Annotated in this window: 14 protein-coding genes; 7 read left to right on the plus strand and 7 right to left on the minus strand. The window is 44.6% G+C overall.

Features of this window, described 5'->3' with window-relative positions:
* Nucleotides 1-288: 288 nt before the first annotated feature.
* From WAM07_RS09230 to WAM07_RS09250, 5 genes are all read right to left on the minus strand, one after another.
* Nucleotides 289-576 (minus strand): HNH endonuclease, encoded by a 288-nt coding sequence (locus WAM07_RS09230; protein ID WP_422166251.1) that lies wholly within the window; start codon nucleotides 574-576, stop codon nucleotides 289-291.
* Nucleotides 577-4,278: a helicase-exonuclease AddAB subunit AddA gene (gene addA, locus WAM07_RS09235; protein WP_422166253.1), complete on the minus strand. Its 3,702-nt coding sequence runs from the start codon at nucleotides 4,276-4,278 to the stop codon at nucleotides 577-579.
* Nucleotides 4,272-7,778, minus strand: coding sequence for a helicase-exonuclease AddAB subunit AddB (addB, locus tag WAM07_RS09240; RefSeq protein ID WP_422166255.1), 3,507 nt, complete (start codon nucleotides 7,776-7,778; stop codon nucleotides 4,272-4,274). Before addB ends, addA begins: the two co-directional genes overlap by 7 nt.
* A gap of 153 nt (nucleotides 7,779-7,931) precedes the next feature.
* Nucleotides 7,932-8,468, minus strand: coding sequence for a signal peptidase I (gene lepB / locus WAM07_RS09245; protein ID WP_422166256.1), 537 nt, complete (start codon nucleotides 8,466-8,468; stop codon nucleotides 7,932-7,934).
* A gap of 55 nt (nucleotides 8,469-8,523) precedes the next feature.
* Entirely contained in the window at nucleotides 8,524-9,171 is a 648-nt protein-coding gene (locus tag WAM07_RS09250; RefSeq protein ID WP_422166274.1) for a TVP38/TMEM64 family protein, read from the minus strand.
* A gap of 214 nt (nucleotides 9,172-9,385) precedes the next feature.
* On the opposite strand from WAM07_RS09250, the gene WAM07_RS09255 reads away from it, so the two are divergent.
* Complete coding sequence (locus WAM07_RS09255) at nucleotides 9,386-9,802, plus strand: hypothetical protein (RefSeq protein WP_422166258.1); 417 nt, start codon at nucleotides 9,386-9,388, stop codon at nucleotides 9,800-9,802.
* On the opposite strand, the gene WAM07_RS09260 is transcribed toward WAM07_RS09255, so the two are convergent.
* Together WAM07_RS09260 and WAM07_RS09265 are read right to left on the minus strand one after the other, a co-directional pair.
* Nucleotides 9,723-10,250 (minus strand): competence protein ComK, encoded by a 528-nt coding sequence (locus WAM07_RS09260; protein WP_422166259.1) that lies wholly within the window; start codon nucleotides 10,248-10,250, stop codon nucleotides 9,723-9,725. The genes WAM07_RS09255 and WAM07_RS09260 overlap by 80 nt on opposite strands.
* A gap of 143 nt (nucleotides 10,251-10,393) precedes the next feature.
* On the minus strand, nucleotides 10,394-10,516 hold the full coding sequence (locus WAM07_RS09265; protein WP_422166261.1) for a hypothetical protein: 123 nt from the start codon (nucleotides 10,514-10,516) through the stop codon (nucleotides 10,394-10,396).
* A gap of 49 nt (nucleotides 10,517-10,565) precedes the next feature.
* Here WAM07_RS09265 and WAM07_RS09270 point away from each other — a divergent pair, with 49 nt between their 5' ends.
* The 6 genes from WAM07_RS09270 (at nucleotide 10,566) to ltrA (ending at nucleotide 18,577) form a co-directional block, all read left to right on the plus strand.
* Nucleotides 10,566-11,030 carry a DUF3939 domain-containing protein gene (locus WAM07_RS09270; RefSeq protein WP_422166263.1) on the plus strand — a complete coding sequence of 155 codons (465 nt, stop codon included), beginning with the start codon at nucleotides 10,566-10,568 and terminating at the stop codon, nucleotides 11,028-11,030.
* 592 nt (nucleotides 11,031-11,622) lie between these two features.
* Nucleotides 11,623-12,153 (plus strand): GNAT family N-acetyltransferase, encoded by a 531-nt coding sequence (locus WAM07_RS09275; protein ID WP_422166265.1) that lies wholly within the window; start codon nucleotides 11,623-11,625, stop codon nucleotides 12,151-12,153.
* Between the two features lie 711 nt (nucleotides 12,154-12,864).
* Nucleotides 12,865-13,920, plus strand: coding sequence for an FtsQ-type POTRA domain-containing protein (locus WAM07_RS09280; RefSeq protein ID WP_422166266.1), 1,056 nt, complete (start codon nucleotides 12,865-12,867; stop codon nucleotides 13,918-13,920).
* 304 nt (nucleotides 13,921-14,224) lie between these two features.
* Nucleotides 14,225-15,514 carry a cell division protein FtsA gene (ftsA, locus tag WAM07_RS09285; RefSeq protein ID WP_422166268.1) on the plus strand — a complete coding sequence of 430 codons (1,290 nt, stop codon included), beginning with the start codon at nucleotides 14,225-14,227 and terminating at the stop codon, nucleotides 15,512-15,514.
* Between the two features lie 75 nt (nucleotides 15,515-15,589).
* Nucleotides 15,590-16,744, plus strand: coding sequence for a cell division protein FtsZ (ftsZ, locus tag WAM07_RS09290; RefSeq protein ID WP_422166270.1), 1,155 nt, complete (start codon nucleotides 15,590-15,592; stop codon nucleotides 16,742-16,744).
* 591 nt (nucleotides 16,745-17,335) lie between these two features.
* On the plus strand, nucleotides 17,336-18,577 hold the full coding sequence (gene ltrA / locus WAM07_RS09295) for a group II intron reverse transcriptase/maturase (RefSeq protein WP_422166272.1): 1,242 nt from the start codon (nucleotides 17,336-17,338) through the stop codon (nucleotides 18,575-18,577).
* Nucleotides 18,578-18,768: the final 191 nt, after the last annotated feature.

An 18,768-nucleotide genomic window follows, 5' to 3' on the forward strand; every position in this document is an offset into this window, starting at 1 on the left:
TAAATTTCATCCTGATGGTGAGCGCGTTTATCAACAAGCTGTATAATAGGCTTACTTGTAAAAGGCGCATGGTTCAGAATAGAACCATGCGCCTTTTTTCAATAATATACGCCCGTCCTGAAACGGAGTCTTACAGAACCGGAACCTATACTTTGTTAAAATCATCTCTAGTTGATTAAAAAATTTCCCAAAATAAAAGCAGTCCAGTTGAGGGTACGTAAAGGTTTTATCCCCCAAAACTGAACTACTATGCCATTTAACCAATCGTTCTCTATTCCAGCTATGCCGCTATCTACTGCGTCTGCGGTTGGACTTTCTAGTGGTGACCTCTTTTTGAGGATCCTGCTTTTTAATCCAGCTCAAATATTTTTCCATATCGGGATGTTCACGCAGACGCTCAAGAGTATGATAAAAGTTCGCGAGTTCTTCATTGGTGAAGAGAGCATGAACCTGCCGGTGACAAGCACCACACAGCCACACTGTAACGCCCATGGCTCCGCCGTGCTGTCTTGGAATTAGGTGGTGTTCCGTCGTTCTGACCGGCGTACGAAAACACAATTCACATGTACCTTCCATTTAATCGACCTCCACAAGTATCGACCCTTCAAACAAGTACAGACAACTCTTACGAACCGGCTCTTTCCAAATCTTTTCTAATGCATACCGGTACATCTCTATTTGGGTACGGTAGCGATCTTTCATGGTTTCTTCTACCGACTTCTTCTCAGGGTCAATTTGATCAGATTTGTAATCCAGGATCATCCAACCATCTTCATAAGGAATCATAGCGTCAATAACCCCCTGAATGAAAACCTGTTCATTTTCTGGTGACTCCCAATCAGGATACACCTCACGAGCCGGCAGCGTGAGACTGAACGGCACCTCTCGCTCCACATGTTCCGCTTCGATTACAAATTGCCCAACAGAGGTTTCAAAGAATGCCGCAACTGCTGCTGTATCGATAACGTCTGCTTCCTCACGGAGAAGCACGTCTTTAAGTACCAGATGTTCGACAAACTCTTCCACCTCTTCAGAACTATGTTTATGGGACATTGGAATATGCTGCATAACGGTATGCATAGCACTACCTTTTTCAGCCGCAGACAATCTTTGATCCGCTTGCATAAACCTTGGCCGTTTCTGGATTGGAGCCTGATAAGGAACCAGCAGCTGGTCGCTTGAATACTCATCTTTCGTTTCGCGCTGCCTTTTAATTTCTGTAACGGTCTGTTTAGCCCGCGAGTAGGCTGCTTTATGATGAGGATACACGAAGCTTAACCGCTTCTCGACCATATCTTTTCCTTGAGCATAGTCTTCTGCGGGCTGCCAATCTTCAATAGCTGTGCGCAGTTCCTCGTCCCTTTCCTCCTGAGATTCATCAAGGACGGCGAATTGACTGCCATGCGCTATATTCACTTTCCACTCCGATGCATCTGCATAAATGTCTTCGGATGTGGTCACTTCAATACTGCCACGGAGCTCTTCGGCGTGCTGATGACGGATCAGTGCCGGCCCTACCCAGTCCAGGTAGGATTTAGCATCTAGCCGGTCGTGAGGCGGTAGTACCCATTCCGGTGAATCGAGGAACGTCTGCCACTTTTCCTGTTTTTTATCAAAAGAAGCAACATTTCCAACCATAACCAGCTTCTCCTTGGCCCGGGTCATGGCTACATATAAGACTCGCATTTCCTCCGCCAGCAGCTCTCTTCGCTTGGCCTGCTTTAAGGCGTGATAAGCAAGCGTCGGATACATCAGCCGCTTATGAGGGTTAATATATCTTGAACCAAAACCATAATCTTTATGAAGCAAGTACCGATCCTTCAAGTCCATCATATTGAACTGTTTATCCATCGCCCCTAAGATGACAACGGGAAACTCCAGACCTTTACTTTTGTGAATGGTCATAATCCGGACCACGTCTTCCTGTTCGCCAAGAGCACGTGCCGCTCCCAGATCATCGCCTCGCTCTTCCATTCGTTCAATGAACCTCAGAAAACGGAACAATCCCCGGAAGGATGTGGACTCATAGGACCTCGCTCTGTCATAAAGAGCACGGAGGTTGGCCTGACGCTGGCGTCCGCCTGGCATGCCTCCCACGAAGTCATAATACCCCGTTTCTCGGAAGATATCCCAGATCAGTTCCGATAAGGCTCCCTGTCTGGCCCGCTCTCTAAAGCTTTCAAGCAGTTTGAAAAAGCTTTCTACCTTCCTGCCTAATTCATCATTTCCGGGATACTCTTTCATAGCTTCGTAATAGCTGACCCGCTTCCTGGCAAGTCTGAGCCTTGCGAGCTCGTCCTCATTCAGTCCGACGATTGGAGACTTCAGGACAGAGGCGAGCGGTATGTCCTGCATCGGATTATCAATGACTTTTAACAGGCTAAGCATAATCTTAATTTCAATCGCTTCAAAATAGCCGGTCGAAAGTTCCGCATAGACCGGAATACCCTGATGTTTCAGTTCATCGACGATCATCGGCGCCCAGGTCATCGAGCGCATTAACAGGACAATATCCCGGTACTGAATCGGACGCTTCGTTCCCGTTTCCTTATCCATCACTTCAAGAGGAGGCTCTCCGTCGTGGCCGAGCCATTTTCGAATCATCTGTCCGTAAGCTCTCGCTTCTAACTGGGCTTTCTCCAGGTCTTTATATTCTTCGTTCTCTTCCTGTTCATCCTCTTTGGATTCCCGGTCGATCACAAAGAGTTCAGCTTCAGGACTTGAAGGCGCCCATTCGTCATACGAGAGATTACTGTAGATAAGCTCGGCTTCTTTCTCATATTCCATTTCCCCGACTTCTTCATCCAGCACCTGACGGAAAATATAGTTGGTCGCGTCCAGCACCTGCTTCCGGCTTCTAAAGTTGCGGGCTAAGTCAATCCGTTCGCCGTCGTTTTCAAGATAGCCGTAAGATTTATACTTTTGGAGAAACAAGGAAGGTTCAGCATGACGGAAACGATAAATACTCTGTTTCACATCCCCCACCATAAACAGGTTCCCGGCTTCCGGACCATCGGTTAATAAACGAAGCAGTGTCTCCTGTACCAGGTTTGTATCCTGATATTCATCAATCAGCACTTCACTGAACTGCTGGTGAAAGCCGGCTGCTACAGAGGAAGGAACCGGCTGTTCCGGCGTCGAGGATTCATCAAGCAGAATCTGAAGACAGTAATGTTCCAAGTCCGAGAAGTCCACAATTGCTTTTTCTTTTTTTAACTGTTCATAGCGCTGTTTGAAATCTTTCACCACTACAGCCAGTTGTTCCATAACCGGATAAAGTTCCTGCATATCCTGTAAATAACTGCTCAAAGATCTTGAAAACCACTCATCCCGCATTTCATTCCAGCGTTTCTTATAGCGGTCCCGGATTTTCTTAGCCTGTTCTTTCTTCTCTTCATTGCATTCCATTTTCTTCTTAGAAAGGGTGGCGAAGGACTGCTCACTAATATACGATTGCAACTCTTCCCAGGAGTGAGCCATCGCCCCTTTAGCCTGTTGAATCATCTCAAGATCGGAGTCGGCGGTTTCCCCGTACGTATAAGGACCATCCGGTTCTTTGGTAAGCTCCAAAAATTTATGAGCTTCCGCTTCCATCGCTTTTAAGTGACTGCTGACTTCATCTTTCAATAGATGAAGCCATGGAAGCTGATCTTCTCCATCCACTTCCTGTACGTTGTACATCTGCACCATTTGATCCAGCCATACTTCCGGCCATGGATTCTGCGTAGCAAACGTGTACAGTTCAAGAATAACCTTCTCTACATCCAGATCACTGCGATCACTCGAGAAACGGTCCACAATATCAAAGAATCTCTCCTGCTCTTCTCCTTCTTTCCCGTACCAGTCCTCGAACAGCTCCTCCAATACTTCCTGCTGAATAAGATCGGCTTCTACCGTATCGGCAATTCGAAAGCCCGGGTCAAGGTCAAGCCGGTAAGCATACCTGCGCACCACTTCCATACAAAAAGAGTGCAGCGTAGAAATCGATGCATTCTGTAGCAGCGACAGCTGTTTCTTCAAATGATGAGAGCCTGGATTTGCTTCCAGCGCTTTACTTAATGCCTGCCCCACTCGATTTCTCATCTCCTGCGCTGCTGCATTCGTAAACGTAACGACCAGTAAAGAATCAATGTCCGCTGGATCCTCTTCATGAAGCAGTTTTTGAATGATCCTTTCCACAAGAACCGCCGTCTTCCCAGATCCAGCGGCAGCAGCTACCAGAATATTCGAGCCATGCGTATAAATCGCCCGCTCCTGTTCTTCTGTCCAACTTACCAAGCAGATCCCTCCTCTCTATTCATCATTCGTTCCAATACATCTTCATCTTTCAGTTCTTTCAGTTTCCGGAAATTATTTTCCTCAAGGGTAGGGTCAAATTGACAGACGGAACGGTACGGGCAGAAATTGCAGGCGCTTTGCTGTTTCTGCTGGTAAGGATTCAAATCCACTTTTCCGTCCGTAATATTTGTACCCGCACGGCTCATCAGCTCCCGGATGTAGTAACTCAGTTGCTGGAAACGTTCGGCATCAGCGGTTTTAGAATTTTTATAAAAACCGCCTTTGGCTTTCAGACCAGCCGGAACAATCTGGCTGTGGCCTTTCTCAAGCCCTGTATCCATCATCTGGATGATACGCTCGTTTTCAAGCAGCAGTCCCTGCATTTTGAACTTCTTGAAAATCTCTTCTTCAATCGCCGCATCCTGAAGCATCCGGCTGCCTGTAATCATCGGATTATGAACGTGGAAATAAAGAACCCCGGCCGGAGAAGCCGCCGTTCCAAGCCAGTGCTCGGCATTGGTGAGGACCACGTCCAGATAAGCTAGCATCTGGAGGGAGAGACCATAGTAAACGTCCATCAAACTCAAGCCCTTGGCGCTTGATTTATAATCTATAATTCTCAAATAAAGATCTTCTTCCGTTAAGGCTTTATCCACACGGTCAATTCGGCCGCGCAGCATCAGTTCATAACCATTAGGTAAATCAAGGGAGAGCGGCGGAAGTTTTGCATCATTACCCGTTCCAAATCCTAATTCCAATCCCACAGGTGAAAAGTCACTGCTTCTCGCCTGCTCACTCAGGACAAATGCGGCACGTGCGATGACCTGCTGCAATTTCTTCTGGATATATTGATACCGGTTGGAACTGTGAAGAATTTGATTTTGAAGGATCGGAGCCAGCTGCTCAGTCGCTTTAGCGGCATAGCTGTTCGTTTCCTGTTTATTCAGCTGGGCAAAATCCCGGCCCTCTCCTTGAATCCACTCTGTAATCTGCTTGAGAGCCTCATGGAAAAGCTGACCGATATCCGGAGCATCCAGTTTATACGTACGGCGCTCTTCCAGGTTCAAGCTGTGTCTTGCAAAATATTGATAGGAACAGCTGTGATAGGTTTCAAGTCTCGATACACTCGTTTTCACCTGCTTATCAAACAGCTGTCCCGTCGTCTCTTCCCCCAGATCCACTGGCTGATTATTGTAAAACAGACTTTCCAGCACGCGGTGTGTTAATCCATTGGGATCTTCCCGTTCGATATACCAATTCAGTACACTCCACCATACCGGCTGCATGGCATATCCTTTTAAATACCTGGCAAGCTGTGAAGTAAGGGCTGATCTCGTTTTGACCGGTGTCGTAATAAAACGTTCCGCTTCATGAAGATCATCTGGATCCTGCAGCAGGACATGGTCTTTACAGGAAGGAAACAATTCTTCCAGTCTTTGAATAATCGCTGCTGGAATTTTTGATTTGCCTTCTTCATTGCTTAAAGGATAGCTGACCCACAAATGGTTTTTAGGCATGGTTAAGGCTAAATACACATAAAAGCGGTCATCAAGCAATTGCCGGTTGCTGCCGTCTGCGAGCTGCAGCCCGTGCTCAGCCAAAAGAGAACGCTCCTGTTCGGAGATCATCCCGTCACTAGGTGGTTTCATCGGCCACAGACCATCGGTGACCCCTAACAAAAACGAGGCCTTAATGCCCGTGATTCTGGACCGGTCCACACTTCCTACAATCACATGATCCATACTCGGAGGCACGTGAGCGAAATTAAGAGATTCGAGTCCACTGTCCATCGTATTCCGGAACACCTGGAGAGACATTTTTTCATCTCCTGCCATTTCCACCATTTCGTCCAGAAGCTGAAGGAACGCATCATAGACCTGCTCCTGTTCCCGGCCCCTCTCGATCTCACCGCTTTCATCATAGCGGTTACGCCACTCTTCCAGCTGTCTGGGTACTTGCAGATGTTCAAGCCACTCATAAATGACTACGGCTTTTTCTTCAATTGTATCTACCGCGCGAAGTCGTTCATCGAAATCCTCCAGCGCTTCACGTACCTGCTTCCGATACGCATTAATCCGCTGTTGTTTTTGCTTTTCCTCATCGGTCTGAGAAGCTTGCTCAAATCCTCTAAACCGCTGATAAATCCACTCCTTGTTTGAGAACCATTGCGTCCTCGAGCGGATCCCGTATTCCAGGACATAGTTCTCCAGTTCATCGATCGCATTCTCATTGAGCGGATAAGTCCGATTCGTAGCTGGAATAAATCCAGTTTTCAACAGGCGGAAAAGCGCATCGTACCGAAAGTTTCCTTCTACTACATCGAGGCCTGAGCGGACGAGCTCAATCATAGGGTGATTCAGCATCGTTCTTTTTTCATCAATAAATACTGGAATTCCGTAGTCATTAAACAAGGTTTCAATTAAGCTGTGATAAACCTCAGGTTCCCGCATAAGAATCGCCATATCCTTATAACGATATCCCTCTTCACGTACCAGCCGTAAAATTTCCTGGGCCGCGCCTTCCACTTCGGCACGGGGATGAACAGCCTCAGCAATGTGAATTGGTGCCTCCCTTTCAAAAGCAGGAGCCGGGCGCTGATCAAAGTATTTCTCCAGATGCTGAAAGGCTGGCTGATCCTTCATGCGACCTTTCGTATGATCGAGAATGACCACCTCATCCACCTGAGCGCCAGCTATCCTCGTAATTTCTTTTAAATTCAAATATGTTTCTTTCGTTTCGTGGAAAAGATCAAGTTCCGGATTTGCATCTCCCTCTGGCCGTTCCGTCGTTAAGGTTACGTGAACCTTGTCCACCTTTTTCAATAACTCTTCCAGTACACCGCATTCCTGTGGCGTGAAACTATGGAAGCCATCAATATAAACTTCGGCGCCTTCCAAAAAGCCTGCTTCCGGAATTTTACTGGCGAGCAGCTGCAATTGATCCTCGCTGTCTATGTACTGCTCACGCAAAGCATCCACCAGGCGGTCGTAAATATAATTTAAATCATCAAGTTTATCTCTTAATCCTTCTTCCTGGCTCGTCGTATGCTGAAAGCGGTCGAGCCCTTCCATTTGAGCATGAAGGTCCTCTGGAGTAATCCGGTACCGTTTGAATTCGGTTATCATACCTTCCAGCTGTTCAATGAAACCCTGCTTTTCGATCGCCTTCTGAAATACTTTCCAGTCAGACGTACGCTCTTCCACGATTTTACGAAGCATCATCTGGACACCAGTAGACGTCAAAAACTTTTTCGTACCGCCCCCGGTCTCCTGTAGAACCCTCCAGGCAAGGCGTGAAAAGCTGAACACTTGCGCCCGGATCGAGCCTTCAATCCCCTCTCGTTTCAGCAGCGCGTATTCCTGCTGAAACGTCATTTGTTCTGGAACGATATAGATAATAGGAGGCCCTTTAGGGTCTTCTTTTAATCTGCCTTCAATTTCTTCTAAGCATCGTGTGCTTTTCCCTGCTCCTGAGCGGCCGAGCAACAAACGCATCCCCATAAAACACACTCCTTCCTTCCATTTCCTTTCCTACTAGTTTATCATTTTTTTCGTATTCTGCAGCCGAATGTGCTTTCTTTTCCAGCTGCTTACGGACTCGTCATCTATAAATCTCCATAAAAAAACCGCCCGACGGACGGCTGGAATTCTTTTCTAAAATTGTAAAGCTAATTGGGAAAATGGCCAGTAGCGGACATCCACTTTTCCCACCACCGCTTCAATGGGTACGAAACCAAAATAGCGGCTGTCCAGACTGTCCCTGCGATTATCTCCTAAAACAAACAGGTGGCCTTCAGGAACCTCCATCTGACCGGTGACGCCTACTAAGGTAAAGTCGCTTGTGAAAGCCTTACCGTCATGCGGTCTCAACGGCTCCAGATAGGCCTCGTTCACGCGCTTTCCATTCACGTAAAGCTCGTCATCCCGCACAGCGATTTCATCTCCTCCTACACCGATCACCCGCTTCACATAATCTTCCTTTTCGTTAGCATGGAAAACGATCACGTCCTGTCTTCCAATGTCCTGTAAATCATAGACGACTTTATTGACCATCAATAAGTTCCCGTCATACAAAGTAGGTTCCATGGATTTGCCATCCACAATATAGCTTGCGAAAAAGAAAGAACGAAAAACGAAAGCTAGCAATAAAGCAAGCAATACAGTCCGGATGAGATTACGATATTTTTTCATAGTTTAATCCTCCAGGTCTTCTTTCTACCCCTATTTTACCCTTCCCGGATTAAACTTAATCACTTACGCGCCCCCTTCTCTCTGCTCTTCTCTGAATCCGCTTTTCTATGTATTTCCCTGCCGTCCAGAATAATAGAATACAGATTCCAACAATGACCGATTTCATCGGATTTTGAGCAAACGAAGCGATACTTGAGCCCACATAAGCAATCGTAAAAATCATAACCGATTTTCCTAAAATCGCCGCTAGCATAAACTGCTGCCGGCTCACGTTCGATAGACCTGAGACGACATTAATAATGGATGAAGGTGAAAATGGAAAGCACATTAAAAGAAATAAAGGACCGAACCCATGCTCTTCCACCCAGGTCATGACCTTTTTCACCTGTTCATGACGTGTGATAAAACGAAGGAACCGTTTTCTTCCAAGCCTTCGAATAATAAGAAAAACGCAGAGGGCGCCCACTACGGAACCAATCCATGAATACAAAAACCCTTTAAACAAGCCATACACGACTGAGTTTGCCAGTACAAAAGCCACTAACGGCAGGATCGGCAGAAAAGCTTCCAGCAAAGGAAGCAGGATGCCCGGCAGTGGGCCGAAACTTTCTAATTGCTCCAGCTGCTGGATCACATAATCAAACAGCTGATCGTTTTCAGCCATTCTTTTGTAACGTTCAAGTGAGAAAGTAAGTAAGTACATGAGACGGTGCTGCTCCTTATTCACACCGAGAAAACCAGTGCTTCTTTTCTCCATTTTATATGAAACCTTCTCGTATGCCTACCAGAAATCTGTTTATTCTTAGCTTCCCCATCTATTGCCATTTATAACCTTTTCCGAAATTTACTTGCATAATATGTTCCTTCACGTGATATAATAAAAACAGAACAAACGTTCCCTTTTGGAGGAGAATAGTATGCGTTATTTAAAACAAAAAGAGCTGGATCTGGCTTCACGCTATTTATTTCTATCAATGGCGATTGCTGTCATCAAGCAGGATCGAAAGCACTTTGAATTAGGGAAATTCAAAATAAAAGAACCTTATTTAGAACTGTTGGGAAAGATGGAGTTGGAAGCCCGCGAAGAACGGAGAAAGCTCCGCCAGAAAATGGATCACCACAAGCTGCAAGTCGTTGAGACCGGCAGAAATGATTCATTCACCTCATTTTTATTCTTAGCTCATGGCTACGAAGAGAAACGAAACTACTTTAACCCGGCCATCCGCAAGAAAGTAGAAGTGATTCTATCAGAACTTATGAAGAGGTCCCAAACCTCAAATCGTGAGAAGCATCCAGCGGGGGTTGAGAAGCGTGCAGACGATCTTCAAGAATAAATCTGAAATGAGCGGTGCGGTGAAGCTGGTTGGCAAACATCCCCACCGATACGGGGAGATTGAGGCTCGTCCCATTGGAAAATTGTATCGTTGTCGTATGATCGCTTTCACCCTTGTGGGAATGAATGTATTTTAAAGCGATCCAGGAGCACTCTTTACGTTTAGGAGAAATAATTGGGAAGAAATATATACCCATTGCTTCAGATATCACAATAGGAGGTTTGTGGGTATAGCTGGTCACTTGCTTTGTACCTAGAATACGGCCTTCCAGACTGCTTGCAAAATAACGGCAGGAATCATCGACCACCTGGCTTGGACATTTTAACACTTCAAAGCTTCCATGCTGCTCAACCACGTGTGTAATCACTTGACCTTGCTGATCATACTTAGCAATCAGGGCCATCGTTTGAGGGTTCACCTCATATTCTTTTTTTTGAAGATACTCCATTCTAGTAATCATCCTTTCTATTAAGCCGGCGGTAGTTCTACCTGGACCCCGCCGCTTATCTTCTTAAATTTACCATAATACTGAGTATAAAGTCTAAACATTCTTAATAAATGTGGAATTATACCAATTCTGATATACTACGGTTATGCCTCCTCTTTTAGCCTGGCGGGTTGTTCTCTGTCTCCTTCTTCCTCCCTTTGACCGAAGTCCGGATTCAGCAATGTGAAAAAATCGAGTTCTGGCTGAAGATTTGGTTTATCTTTCAATTGACGTACCCCCATGTCATTTTTCAATTATTCTAAAGGAGGAATATACGTGTGGAACCGTAAAAAAAAGCAAAAACCTAAGCATAATGATCAACCTCTGGAAATCAGTGATCTCTCCATCGACGATATCAGAAAAGCGGTTCATGCTTTCGCTGATCACAAACCTAAAGAAGTTCCTCTTAGTGTCGTGATCAATCAGGATTTAACTCTCGATTACGAACTTCTTGCTCCCTATTTACACGCTATTCCCAGAAAAAACTTTTACATGTCACGAAAAACGTACGAGCTGTTTGAAGAGGAAGACTTACAACTGGCTAAAGATATTGATGCCGTGCAACAGGCTGTAGATGAGTACATGAAACAAACTCAGGAAGTTCCCGTGATCGATAATGACCCATATAAGAAGATAAATTATTATAAGCTTGAAAAGCTCGGCCTGTTACCCGAAAGGCCAAAACGGGACTTTTATATGACAACTGAAGAATTTATGATTACGTACAAGAAACCAAAGTAAGCGAGTCTACAAAGAATCGGGCAGAAATTGCTTTCTTAAAAAAATACAAAAAAAGGACCAATGCTATTGGAAGCATTGGCCAAAGAGACGACTGGTTAACTTTTGAGTGAGGGATTAAATTTGAAAAAGTTCCTGTAAGGAAACTCCTTCACAGAATACACTCATCAGTAACAGAGTTACTGACCTATTTATGATCACCACATCATAAATAGTAAAATCAATAAGCATCATCGCTTATCTATTCTTATTGTAATATACAAATTATCAAGATTCACCGAAAAGATATTGCGGAAGACCGCAACCGATTGCGAATTTACTAGGATATGACATCTTACATCCAATACTTTACAAAATGAACGCTTATATTTGGGCTATATAACTTCTTTTGCTCCTTTCCCATTCAAATAATCTTCATTTCCTTTCCCGGAGAAAAACATACAATCTCTTAAATTAATTGATTTTCTTTCTTCTGTTTTTGTACGTGTAAGGGAAGCATTGCGGGGTGCCGCATCAGCAGCATGCACTCTTCCGAAACATATACTCAATAATAATGTAAGATAAGATCCATTTTGCACTAAGAAAGGAGCCGACCATGACCATCCATTTCGTAGAATTAAAAGAACCATCCTGCCATCTGGTTGATACATTTAACCGATGGGAAAACGACCCTGAACTCATTCCACTCACACGCCCCAATCAAAACCAGGCTGAGGTAGAGCGACGGTCGCTTATGACCCTGGAAGATTTACAAGACAGCCTCGCTCATCACTACGTTTACCTTATCTACGTGAATGAACAACTGGTCGGCTCAATGAATTACATGGTTGATCCAGAACACCTTTACAAAAAAGAACCTGGAACAGCCTGGATTGGAATTACCATAGGGGAACCAGAAGGCAGAGGTAAAGGAGCAGGGTACAAAGCGATCCGTTTTTTAGAAAAGCAAATCAAAACGCAAGGACTCGTCCGTATCGAACTAGGAGTATTTGAGTTTAACCACATCGCCCAGAAACTGTATCAGAACCTAGGATATAAAGAGATTGGCCGTATCCCTGATTTTACTTATTGGCAGGGACAAATGTGGGAAGATATTCGCATGGAAAAATATACAGAAGAGATTTAATTAAAAACCACAAAAAAGTGACCCGTAGGAATCAAAAAAAGATTCCGGAGAACAATATGTTCCCGGAACCTTTTTTAAATGGAGGCATGTATAAGTCGACTCTGCCAAACTCCATGTGAATTATTAAAAATAAGCTCCCGTTAGATGAAGACTTGATTTCGAGACTATTGTGAGAATTTGGTCCTGCGGGGGGACGATTTCGCTTTCCTGCCCTGCACGACGTAGGGCCATAGGAAAGGGTTCAAATGTGGAATCACCCCGAAAGACACGACCAGCATAAGCCGAGCATCAAAAGGATGGTGGTTTTTCCCTCCGTTGATGAATGGCTTATGTCTCGAGTGTCTGGGAGATGGAACAAGACGAGTTATTTCTCAACCAACTCTCATCCCTATTTTAGTAACGGGTCCAATTGTCTCGAAACTGAAATTTAACGGGTTCATTTCTATAATTTTATCGTGAAACTCGTGGAAAACGGATGACGAGAAGCTGTAATTCTGACATACTAGTCAATGAAAGCGGATAAATGAGAAAACAGGAGAAAATATTATTAAACTAGTTTAACTCACGTAATCCGTTAGCGAAAATTTGTGATATAATGGGAGTCATTAGATGAAGAAACCCCTTCATTGAATTAAGTAATGGTAAATCATTCTTTCATACAGCTTAATGCAGCATCGAAAGGGTGTCTAGCAGTAAGGAGAAATGCCCGTTATGGAAGAGAGAAAAGTCGTTTCCATAGAAGATCGCATACCTAAGTTGAAGCAGACAAGAAGGAAAAAAGCAAACAGAAGACTGATTCTTTATTTGATGATTCTCTTTTTACTCATTGCGGTTGTGATTTATTTACAGTCACCGCTGAGTAATGTAGGTAATATAGAAGTCCAGGGGGAAAGGCATGTAACTGCTGATGAAATTAAGGAACTGGCTAATATAACCACAGAGACTAATTATTGGAAAGTAGATACTGATTCTATAAAAAATAATGTTGAATCTCATAAAGAAATTAAGAGTGTGGATGTGAATCGAAATTTTCCGAATACTGTTCAGATTCAAGTGGAAGAAGCAGAACGGATCGGATATGTGCAAACGAACGGTGAATTCTCTGCAATTCTTGAAAATGGAACTAAACTAGAGGCCACTTCTTCACTTCCTGGAGGAGATGCGCCAATCCTGGCCGGCTTTTCAAAACAGACTTATCTTGAAGAGATGTCCAAAGAGTTAAAGGAATTACCGCAAAGTGTAACAAATTTAATTTCTGAAATTCATTGGGAGCCCAAAGAAGACAACCCTTACCAAATTCGGCTGTATATGAACGATGGCTTTCAGGTACTTGCTTCTATCCGTAATTTCTCAAATAAAATGACCATTTATCCATCCATTGTGGCTCAATTGGAAGAAGGCGCTGAAGGGATTATTCATATTGATGTAGGTGCTTATTTTGAAGAATATGCCAGTGCGGGGGAAGAAGGAGATACGGAAGGGGAAGCCCAGGCCGAAAGTCAGGATCAGGTCGAGGAACCAATCTCTGAATCTGAAGTAAATAATGGTCCAGAAGAGATTCTGGAGCCTGCACCAGAATCTGACACAAATATCAGTCCTCAGGAAAATACGGAGCTAACTCCTCAACCTGAAACAAGTGAGGATTCCGAGTCCGATATGGAAGACACTCCAACCTCTGAACAGGACAATGAGCAAAGCGAAAGTGTGGAAGATACTGATGGGGCTGTTTCTCCAGACGATTCCAGTTCGGAAGAATCTGAGCAGTAAGCTTAGACAATTGGTAAGGATAAAGGAAGTTATAAAAGTTTCAACAACAGCAGGCAGGGTGAATTCATGTAAATTCCGCGAATGCTCCTTGACTTAAATTTGAAAAAATGCGATGAATGAAAAGGATATTCTTTAGACGTTGTGGAAATCAACTAAAAGAATAGCTTTAAAAATGATCTAAGAAAAGCCCGAGTCTCAAAATTTATCAATTGATTTACGAAATGGTTGAAAAGATTGTTTTTTTATCGTAAATTCGATATGCTTTGAACTACTCAAATGGCTTGTAATAGGAGGTGCGCCACTGGTGAAACAAGAAGAAATATTAGTTAGCTTAGATATAGGAACGAGTCGTATAAAGGTAATTATTGGAGAGATCTCAAATGATACCCTCAATATTATTGGCGTAGGCTCAGCTAAATCAAACGGTATGAAAAAAGGGGCAATTGTTGATATAGATCAGACGGTCCATTCTATACGTTCAGCTGTAGAACAGGCAGAACGCATGGTTGATATGAAAATTGACCGTGTAGTGGTTGGTATTAACGGGAATCATATTCAGCTGCAGTCCTGTCATGGAGTGGTTGCTGTCTCAAGTGAAAGCAGAGAGATTGGTAATGAAGACATTTCACGGGTGATTGACGCAGCCCAGGTGCTATCTATACCTCCAGAACGAGAGATTATTGATGTCATACCCCGCCAGTTTATCGTGGATGGACAGGATGAAATTACGGATCCTCGCGGAATGATCGGCGTTCGATTGGAAATGGAAGGTATGATTATTACGTGTGCTAAAACCGTTTTACATAACACTTTGAAGTGTGTTGAGCGTGCGGGGCTTGAGGTACTGGATGTTTGTCTTCAGCCTCTTGCTTCAGGGACAGTATCCTTGTCCAGCGACGAAACCAATCTTGGTGTTGCGCTACTGGATGTGGGCGGTGGATCTACCACAATTTCTGTTTTTGAAGACGGTCACCTTAAAGGAACCAGCTTAATTCCATTCGGTGGAGATAACATTACAAAAGACTTATCGATCGGATTAAGAACATCGACAGAAGAAGCAGAAAAAGTGAAAGTCGAGCATGGGCATGCATTTTTTGACGATGCCAATGAACAGGAAACATTTTCTGTCACAATCATTGGAAGTAATCGCGAACAGGCATTCAATCAATTGCAATTATCTGATATGATTGAAGCTAGACTAGAAGAAATATTTGTCTTAGCAGCTGAAGAGCTACAGCGAATGGGAGTAAGAGAATTGCCGGGAGGTTTTGTACTGACTGGCGGAACGATGAATATGCCTGGCATACTGGAACTTGCCCAGGATGTATTCCATTCGAATGTTCGATTGGCAATTCCGGATTATATCGGTGTAAGAGAACCACAGTTCACAAGTGGAGTAGGTATCTTGCAATTCGCCTATCGTAATGCGAAAATACAAGGAAAAGAGATTTTCCCATCTGTAACTGAAGAATTTACACAACCAGCGCCTAAAAAACAGAAACGTGCTGCTAAACAGCAAAACGAAGAAAATGAAAAGCCCGAGAAGAAGAAAGAATCAGGCTTGTCCAACTTATTAAAGTATTTCTTTGATTAATGACAGGTCAAGGTCGGTCAGCGGACGGACACAAACAATAAATCTTGTAATCTCGTGTATTAGGAGGAACGGAAGATGTTAGATTTTGATACAAGCATGGACCAACTGGCAACCATTAAAGTTATAGGAGTAGGCGGCGGTGGCAGTAATGCCGTCAACCGTATGATTGAGCATGGAGTGCAGGGCGTAGAATTCATCGCCGTAAACACAGATGCTCAGGCACTGAATTTATCTAAAGCAGAAGTTAAAATGCAAATTGGCGGTAAACTGACTCGAGGTCTTGGTGCGGGTGCAAACCCGGAAGTAGGCCGCAAAGCTGCCGAAGAAAGTAAGGAACAGTTAGAAGAAGCTCTTCAAGGAGCAGATATGGTTTTCGTTACAGCCGGAATGGGCGGCGGAACAGGAACAGGTGCTGCACCGGTCATTGCACAAGTTGCTAAAGAACTTGGTGCGCTTACCGTAGGTGTTGTAACACGTCCGTTTACATTTGAAGGACGCAAACGCTCCACACAAGCTGCAGGAGGAATTGAAGGATTGAAAGGAAGCGTAGATACGCTGATCGTCATTCCAAATGATCGTCTTCTTGAAATTGTTGATAAAAATACACCGATGCTGGAAGCATTCCGCGAAGCTGACAATGTTCTTCGTCAAGGTGTACAAGGCATATCAGACTTAATTGCTGTTCCAGGACTGATCAACGTTGACTTCGCAGACGTTAAGACCATCATGGTAGATAAAGGATCAGCATTGATGGGCATTGGAATAGCTACGGGTGAAAGCAGAGCCGCAGAAGCTGCTAAGAAAGCTATATCTTCACCATTGCTTGAAACATCCATTGATGGGGCACATGGCGTACTGATGAATATCAGTGGCGGAACCAACCTGAGTCTGTATGAAGTTCAGGAAGCAGCTGATATCGTTACATCAGCAGCGGATCAGGAAGTAAACGTCATCTTTGGTTCAGTTATCAATGAAAACCTCAAAGATGAAATTGTAGTTACGGTTATTGCAACTGGTTTTGATGAGACACAAATTGCTCAAGGGCAAAAGAAACGTCCATCTACAAGCCAGCCAAGTCCGAACCAGCAAAAACCTAGTCAGCCTGAGCGCAGCGTACGTGAAGAACAACCTCGTCGTGAAAGCCCTCAGCCGCAAAATCAAAAGCCAAACCAGGAAGAAGACACCCTGGATATCCCGACATTCCTAAGAAATCGGAATCGTCGCCGTTAAAAAGATGTTAAAAGACCGCTGCACCTAACAAGGTGCAGCGGTCTTTTTTGTGTGCCCGGCAGGGGTATAAACTCTAGGGTTCAAGTCCCGAGCGGCGAAGGTCGTTGTAGCCGTTAGTCAAAGGCAAGGGTGTCCAGGGAGACCTGGAATCTGAAGGAAGCCGGAGACAAATTTCCGCCCCGAGGAACACGAATCTCATAGAAGGCTGTCTGTCTGGGGCGAGTCTGCATAACAAGACGAAACCCCAACGACCAAAGGGGCAGGTAGTAAATGAGGCGGGGATATGGAAAGGAAGTTTATGCCTTTACCCGGGGAGGTCTGATGGACAAGCCGTACACATGCGGTAACCGATTCCTAAGGAATCGCTGAACCATCAGAAGTCAGCCGAAGCCATAGTACCTTATCTTCCGGAAGGTAGGGGAAGGGCTGAATCATAAAATGAGTACCATTTTCCTGGCGTACGCATCATCTGATGACACAGAATATATCAACCAGTTGCGAGAGAGAAGTGAAGTCTTCGAGGGCGTAACTGGGGTGGAAGATCGATGCCACACAATAGAACGAAATGGTCACGTGGAGGGTAAGCGAAATATGTTGGAAAACATCCTACACCGAAACAATATGAATGCCGCCTATCTCAAGGTGACAAAGAATAAAGGAAGTTATGGCGTTGATGGTGTTTCCACTTCCGAACTGAAAGCTCAGATTTCGGAAGAATGGGATACCATCCACGATCAACTTCTGAAGGGTACGTATCAACCGTCTCCCGTCCGTCGAGTCGAAATCCCGAAACCGAACGGAGGCAAACGGAAGTTAGGTATCCCTACGGTGATGGATCGCACGATCCAACAAGCACTTAACCTCTATCTTCAATCGATGTATGACCCAACGTTTTCCACGCAAAGTTATGGATTCCGACCAGGAAAAAGAGCCCATGATGCGGTGAGACAGGCGAAAACCTATATCAATGAGGGGTACACTTGGGTTGTGGACATCGATCTCGAGAAATTCTTTGATCGAGTCAATCACGACCGCTTGATGCGAACGCTAAGCTTCCACATCAAAGACCCCCGGGTGCTTCGTCTTATCCGAAAATATCTCCAAGCAGGAATTATGGAAGGCGGGCTCACGACTCCCAATCGGGAAGGAACCCCCCAAGGGAGTCCATTAAGTCCTCTCCTTTCGAATATTGTGCTAGATGAACTGGATAAAGAACTGGAATCTAGAGGCATTCGCTTCGTTCGGTTCGCAGATGATGTGCAAATGTATGCAGGTTCCAAACGTGCCGCCGAACGTATCCTCAAGAATATGACAAGCTTCCTCGAAAAGACGCTAAAACTCAAGGTCAACCGAGAGAAAAGTGCGGCAAGCCGTCCGTGGAAACGTAAGTTTCTCGGGTTCAGCTTTACACCTTCGGTGAAAGGGAAAGCTAGAGTGCGCGTCCATAAGGATTCGGTTCACAAAGCTAAGCAACGTTTACGCCAATTGACAAGTCGAAAGTGGAGTACCGATATGAAATACCGTATTGAGAAAATTAATGAATTTCTTACCGGATGGTATAACTACTTTCGCCTGGCGGAAACGCCATCGATCTTTAAAAGAATGATGGAATGGTTGAGGAGAAGGCTCCGAATGATTCGATGGAAAGAATGGAAATTGCCCAAGACAAAAGTGAAGAATTTAATAGCATTGGGAGTGACAAAGGCGAAAGCCTTCGAATGGGGAAATACAAGAAAAGGCTACTGGCGTATAGCCAGTAGCCCAATTCTCCATCGCACACTCAATGATCACTATTGGCAACGTATGGGTTTGAAATCATTGAATGCACGTTGAATTTTATGAAACCGCCGTATACGGAACCGTACGTACGGTGGTGTGAGAGGACGGAGGTTAGTCACCTCCTCCTACTCGATTATGCTAAGACAAGGTGAGAAGGATGAACATTTGAAGAACCGCGTGAAGCTTCCTATTTTCGCCCTTATCATAATAATTTAGACTCGGCCCTATTTATTAAGGTGCTGATC

Source organism: Halobacillus sp. (genome assembly GCF_049282395.1).
GTDB lineage: Bacteria > Bacillota > Bacilli > Bacillales > Halobacillaceae > Halobacillus.

What these genes read in the sequence shown, in the direction of transcription:
- WAM07_RS09230 (WP_422166251.1), bottom strand. Translation starts at nt 576, where the DNA reads ATGGAAGGTACATGTGAATTGTGTTTTCGTACGCCGGTCAGAACGACG.
- addB (WP_422166255.1), bottom strand. Translation starts at nt 7,778, where the DNA reads ATGGGGATGCGTTTGTTGCTCGGCCGCTCAGGAGCAGGGAAAAGCACA.
- lepB (WP_422166256.1), bottom strand. Translation starts at nt 8,468, where the DNA reads ATGAAAAAATATCGTAATCTCATCCGGACTGTATTGCTTGCTTTATTG.
- WAM07_RS09250 (WP_422166274.1), bottom strand. Translation starts at nt 9,171, where the DNA reads ATGTACTTACTTACTTTCTCACTTGAACGTTACAAAAGAATGGCTGAA.
- WAM07_RS09255 (WP_422166258.1), top strand. Translation starts at nt 9,386, where the DNA reads ATGCGTTATTTAAAACAAAAAGAGCTGGATCTGGCTTCACGCTATTTA.
- WAM07_RS09260 (WP_422166259.1), bottom strand. Translation starts at nt 10,250, where the DNA reads ATGGAGTATCTTCAAAAAAAAGAATATGAGGTGAACCCTCAAACGATG.
- WAM07_RS09275 (WP_422166265.1), top strand. Translation starts at nt 11,623, where the DNA reads ATGACCATCCATTTCGTAGAATTAAAAGAACCATCCTGCCATCTGGTT.
- WAM07_RS09280 (WP_422166266.1), top strand. Translation starts at nt 12,865, where the DNA reads ATGGAAGAGAGAAAAGTCGTTTCCATAGAAGATCGCATACCTAAGTTG.
- ftsZ (WP_422166270.1), top strand. Translation starts at nt 15,590, where the DNA reads ATGTTAGATTTTGATACAAGCATGGACCAACTGGCAACCATTAAAGTT.
- ltrA (WP_422166272.1), top strand. Translation starts at nt 17,336, where the DNA reads ATGTTGGAAAACATCCTACACCGAAACAATATGAATGCCGCCTATCTC.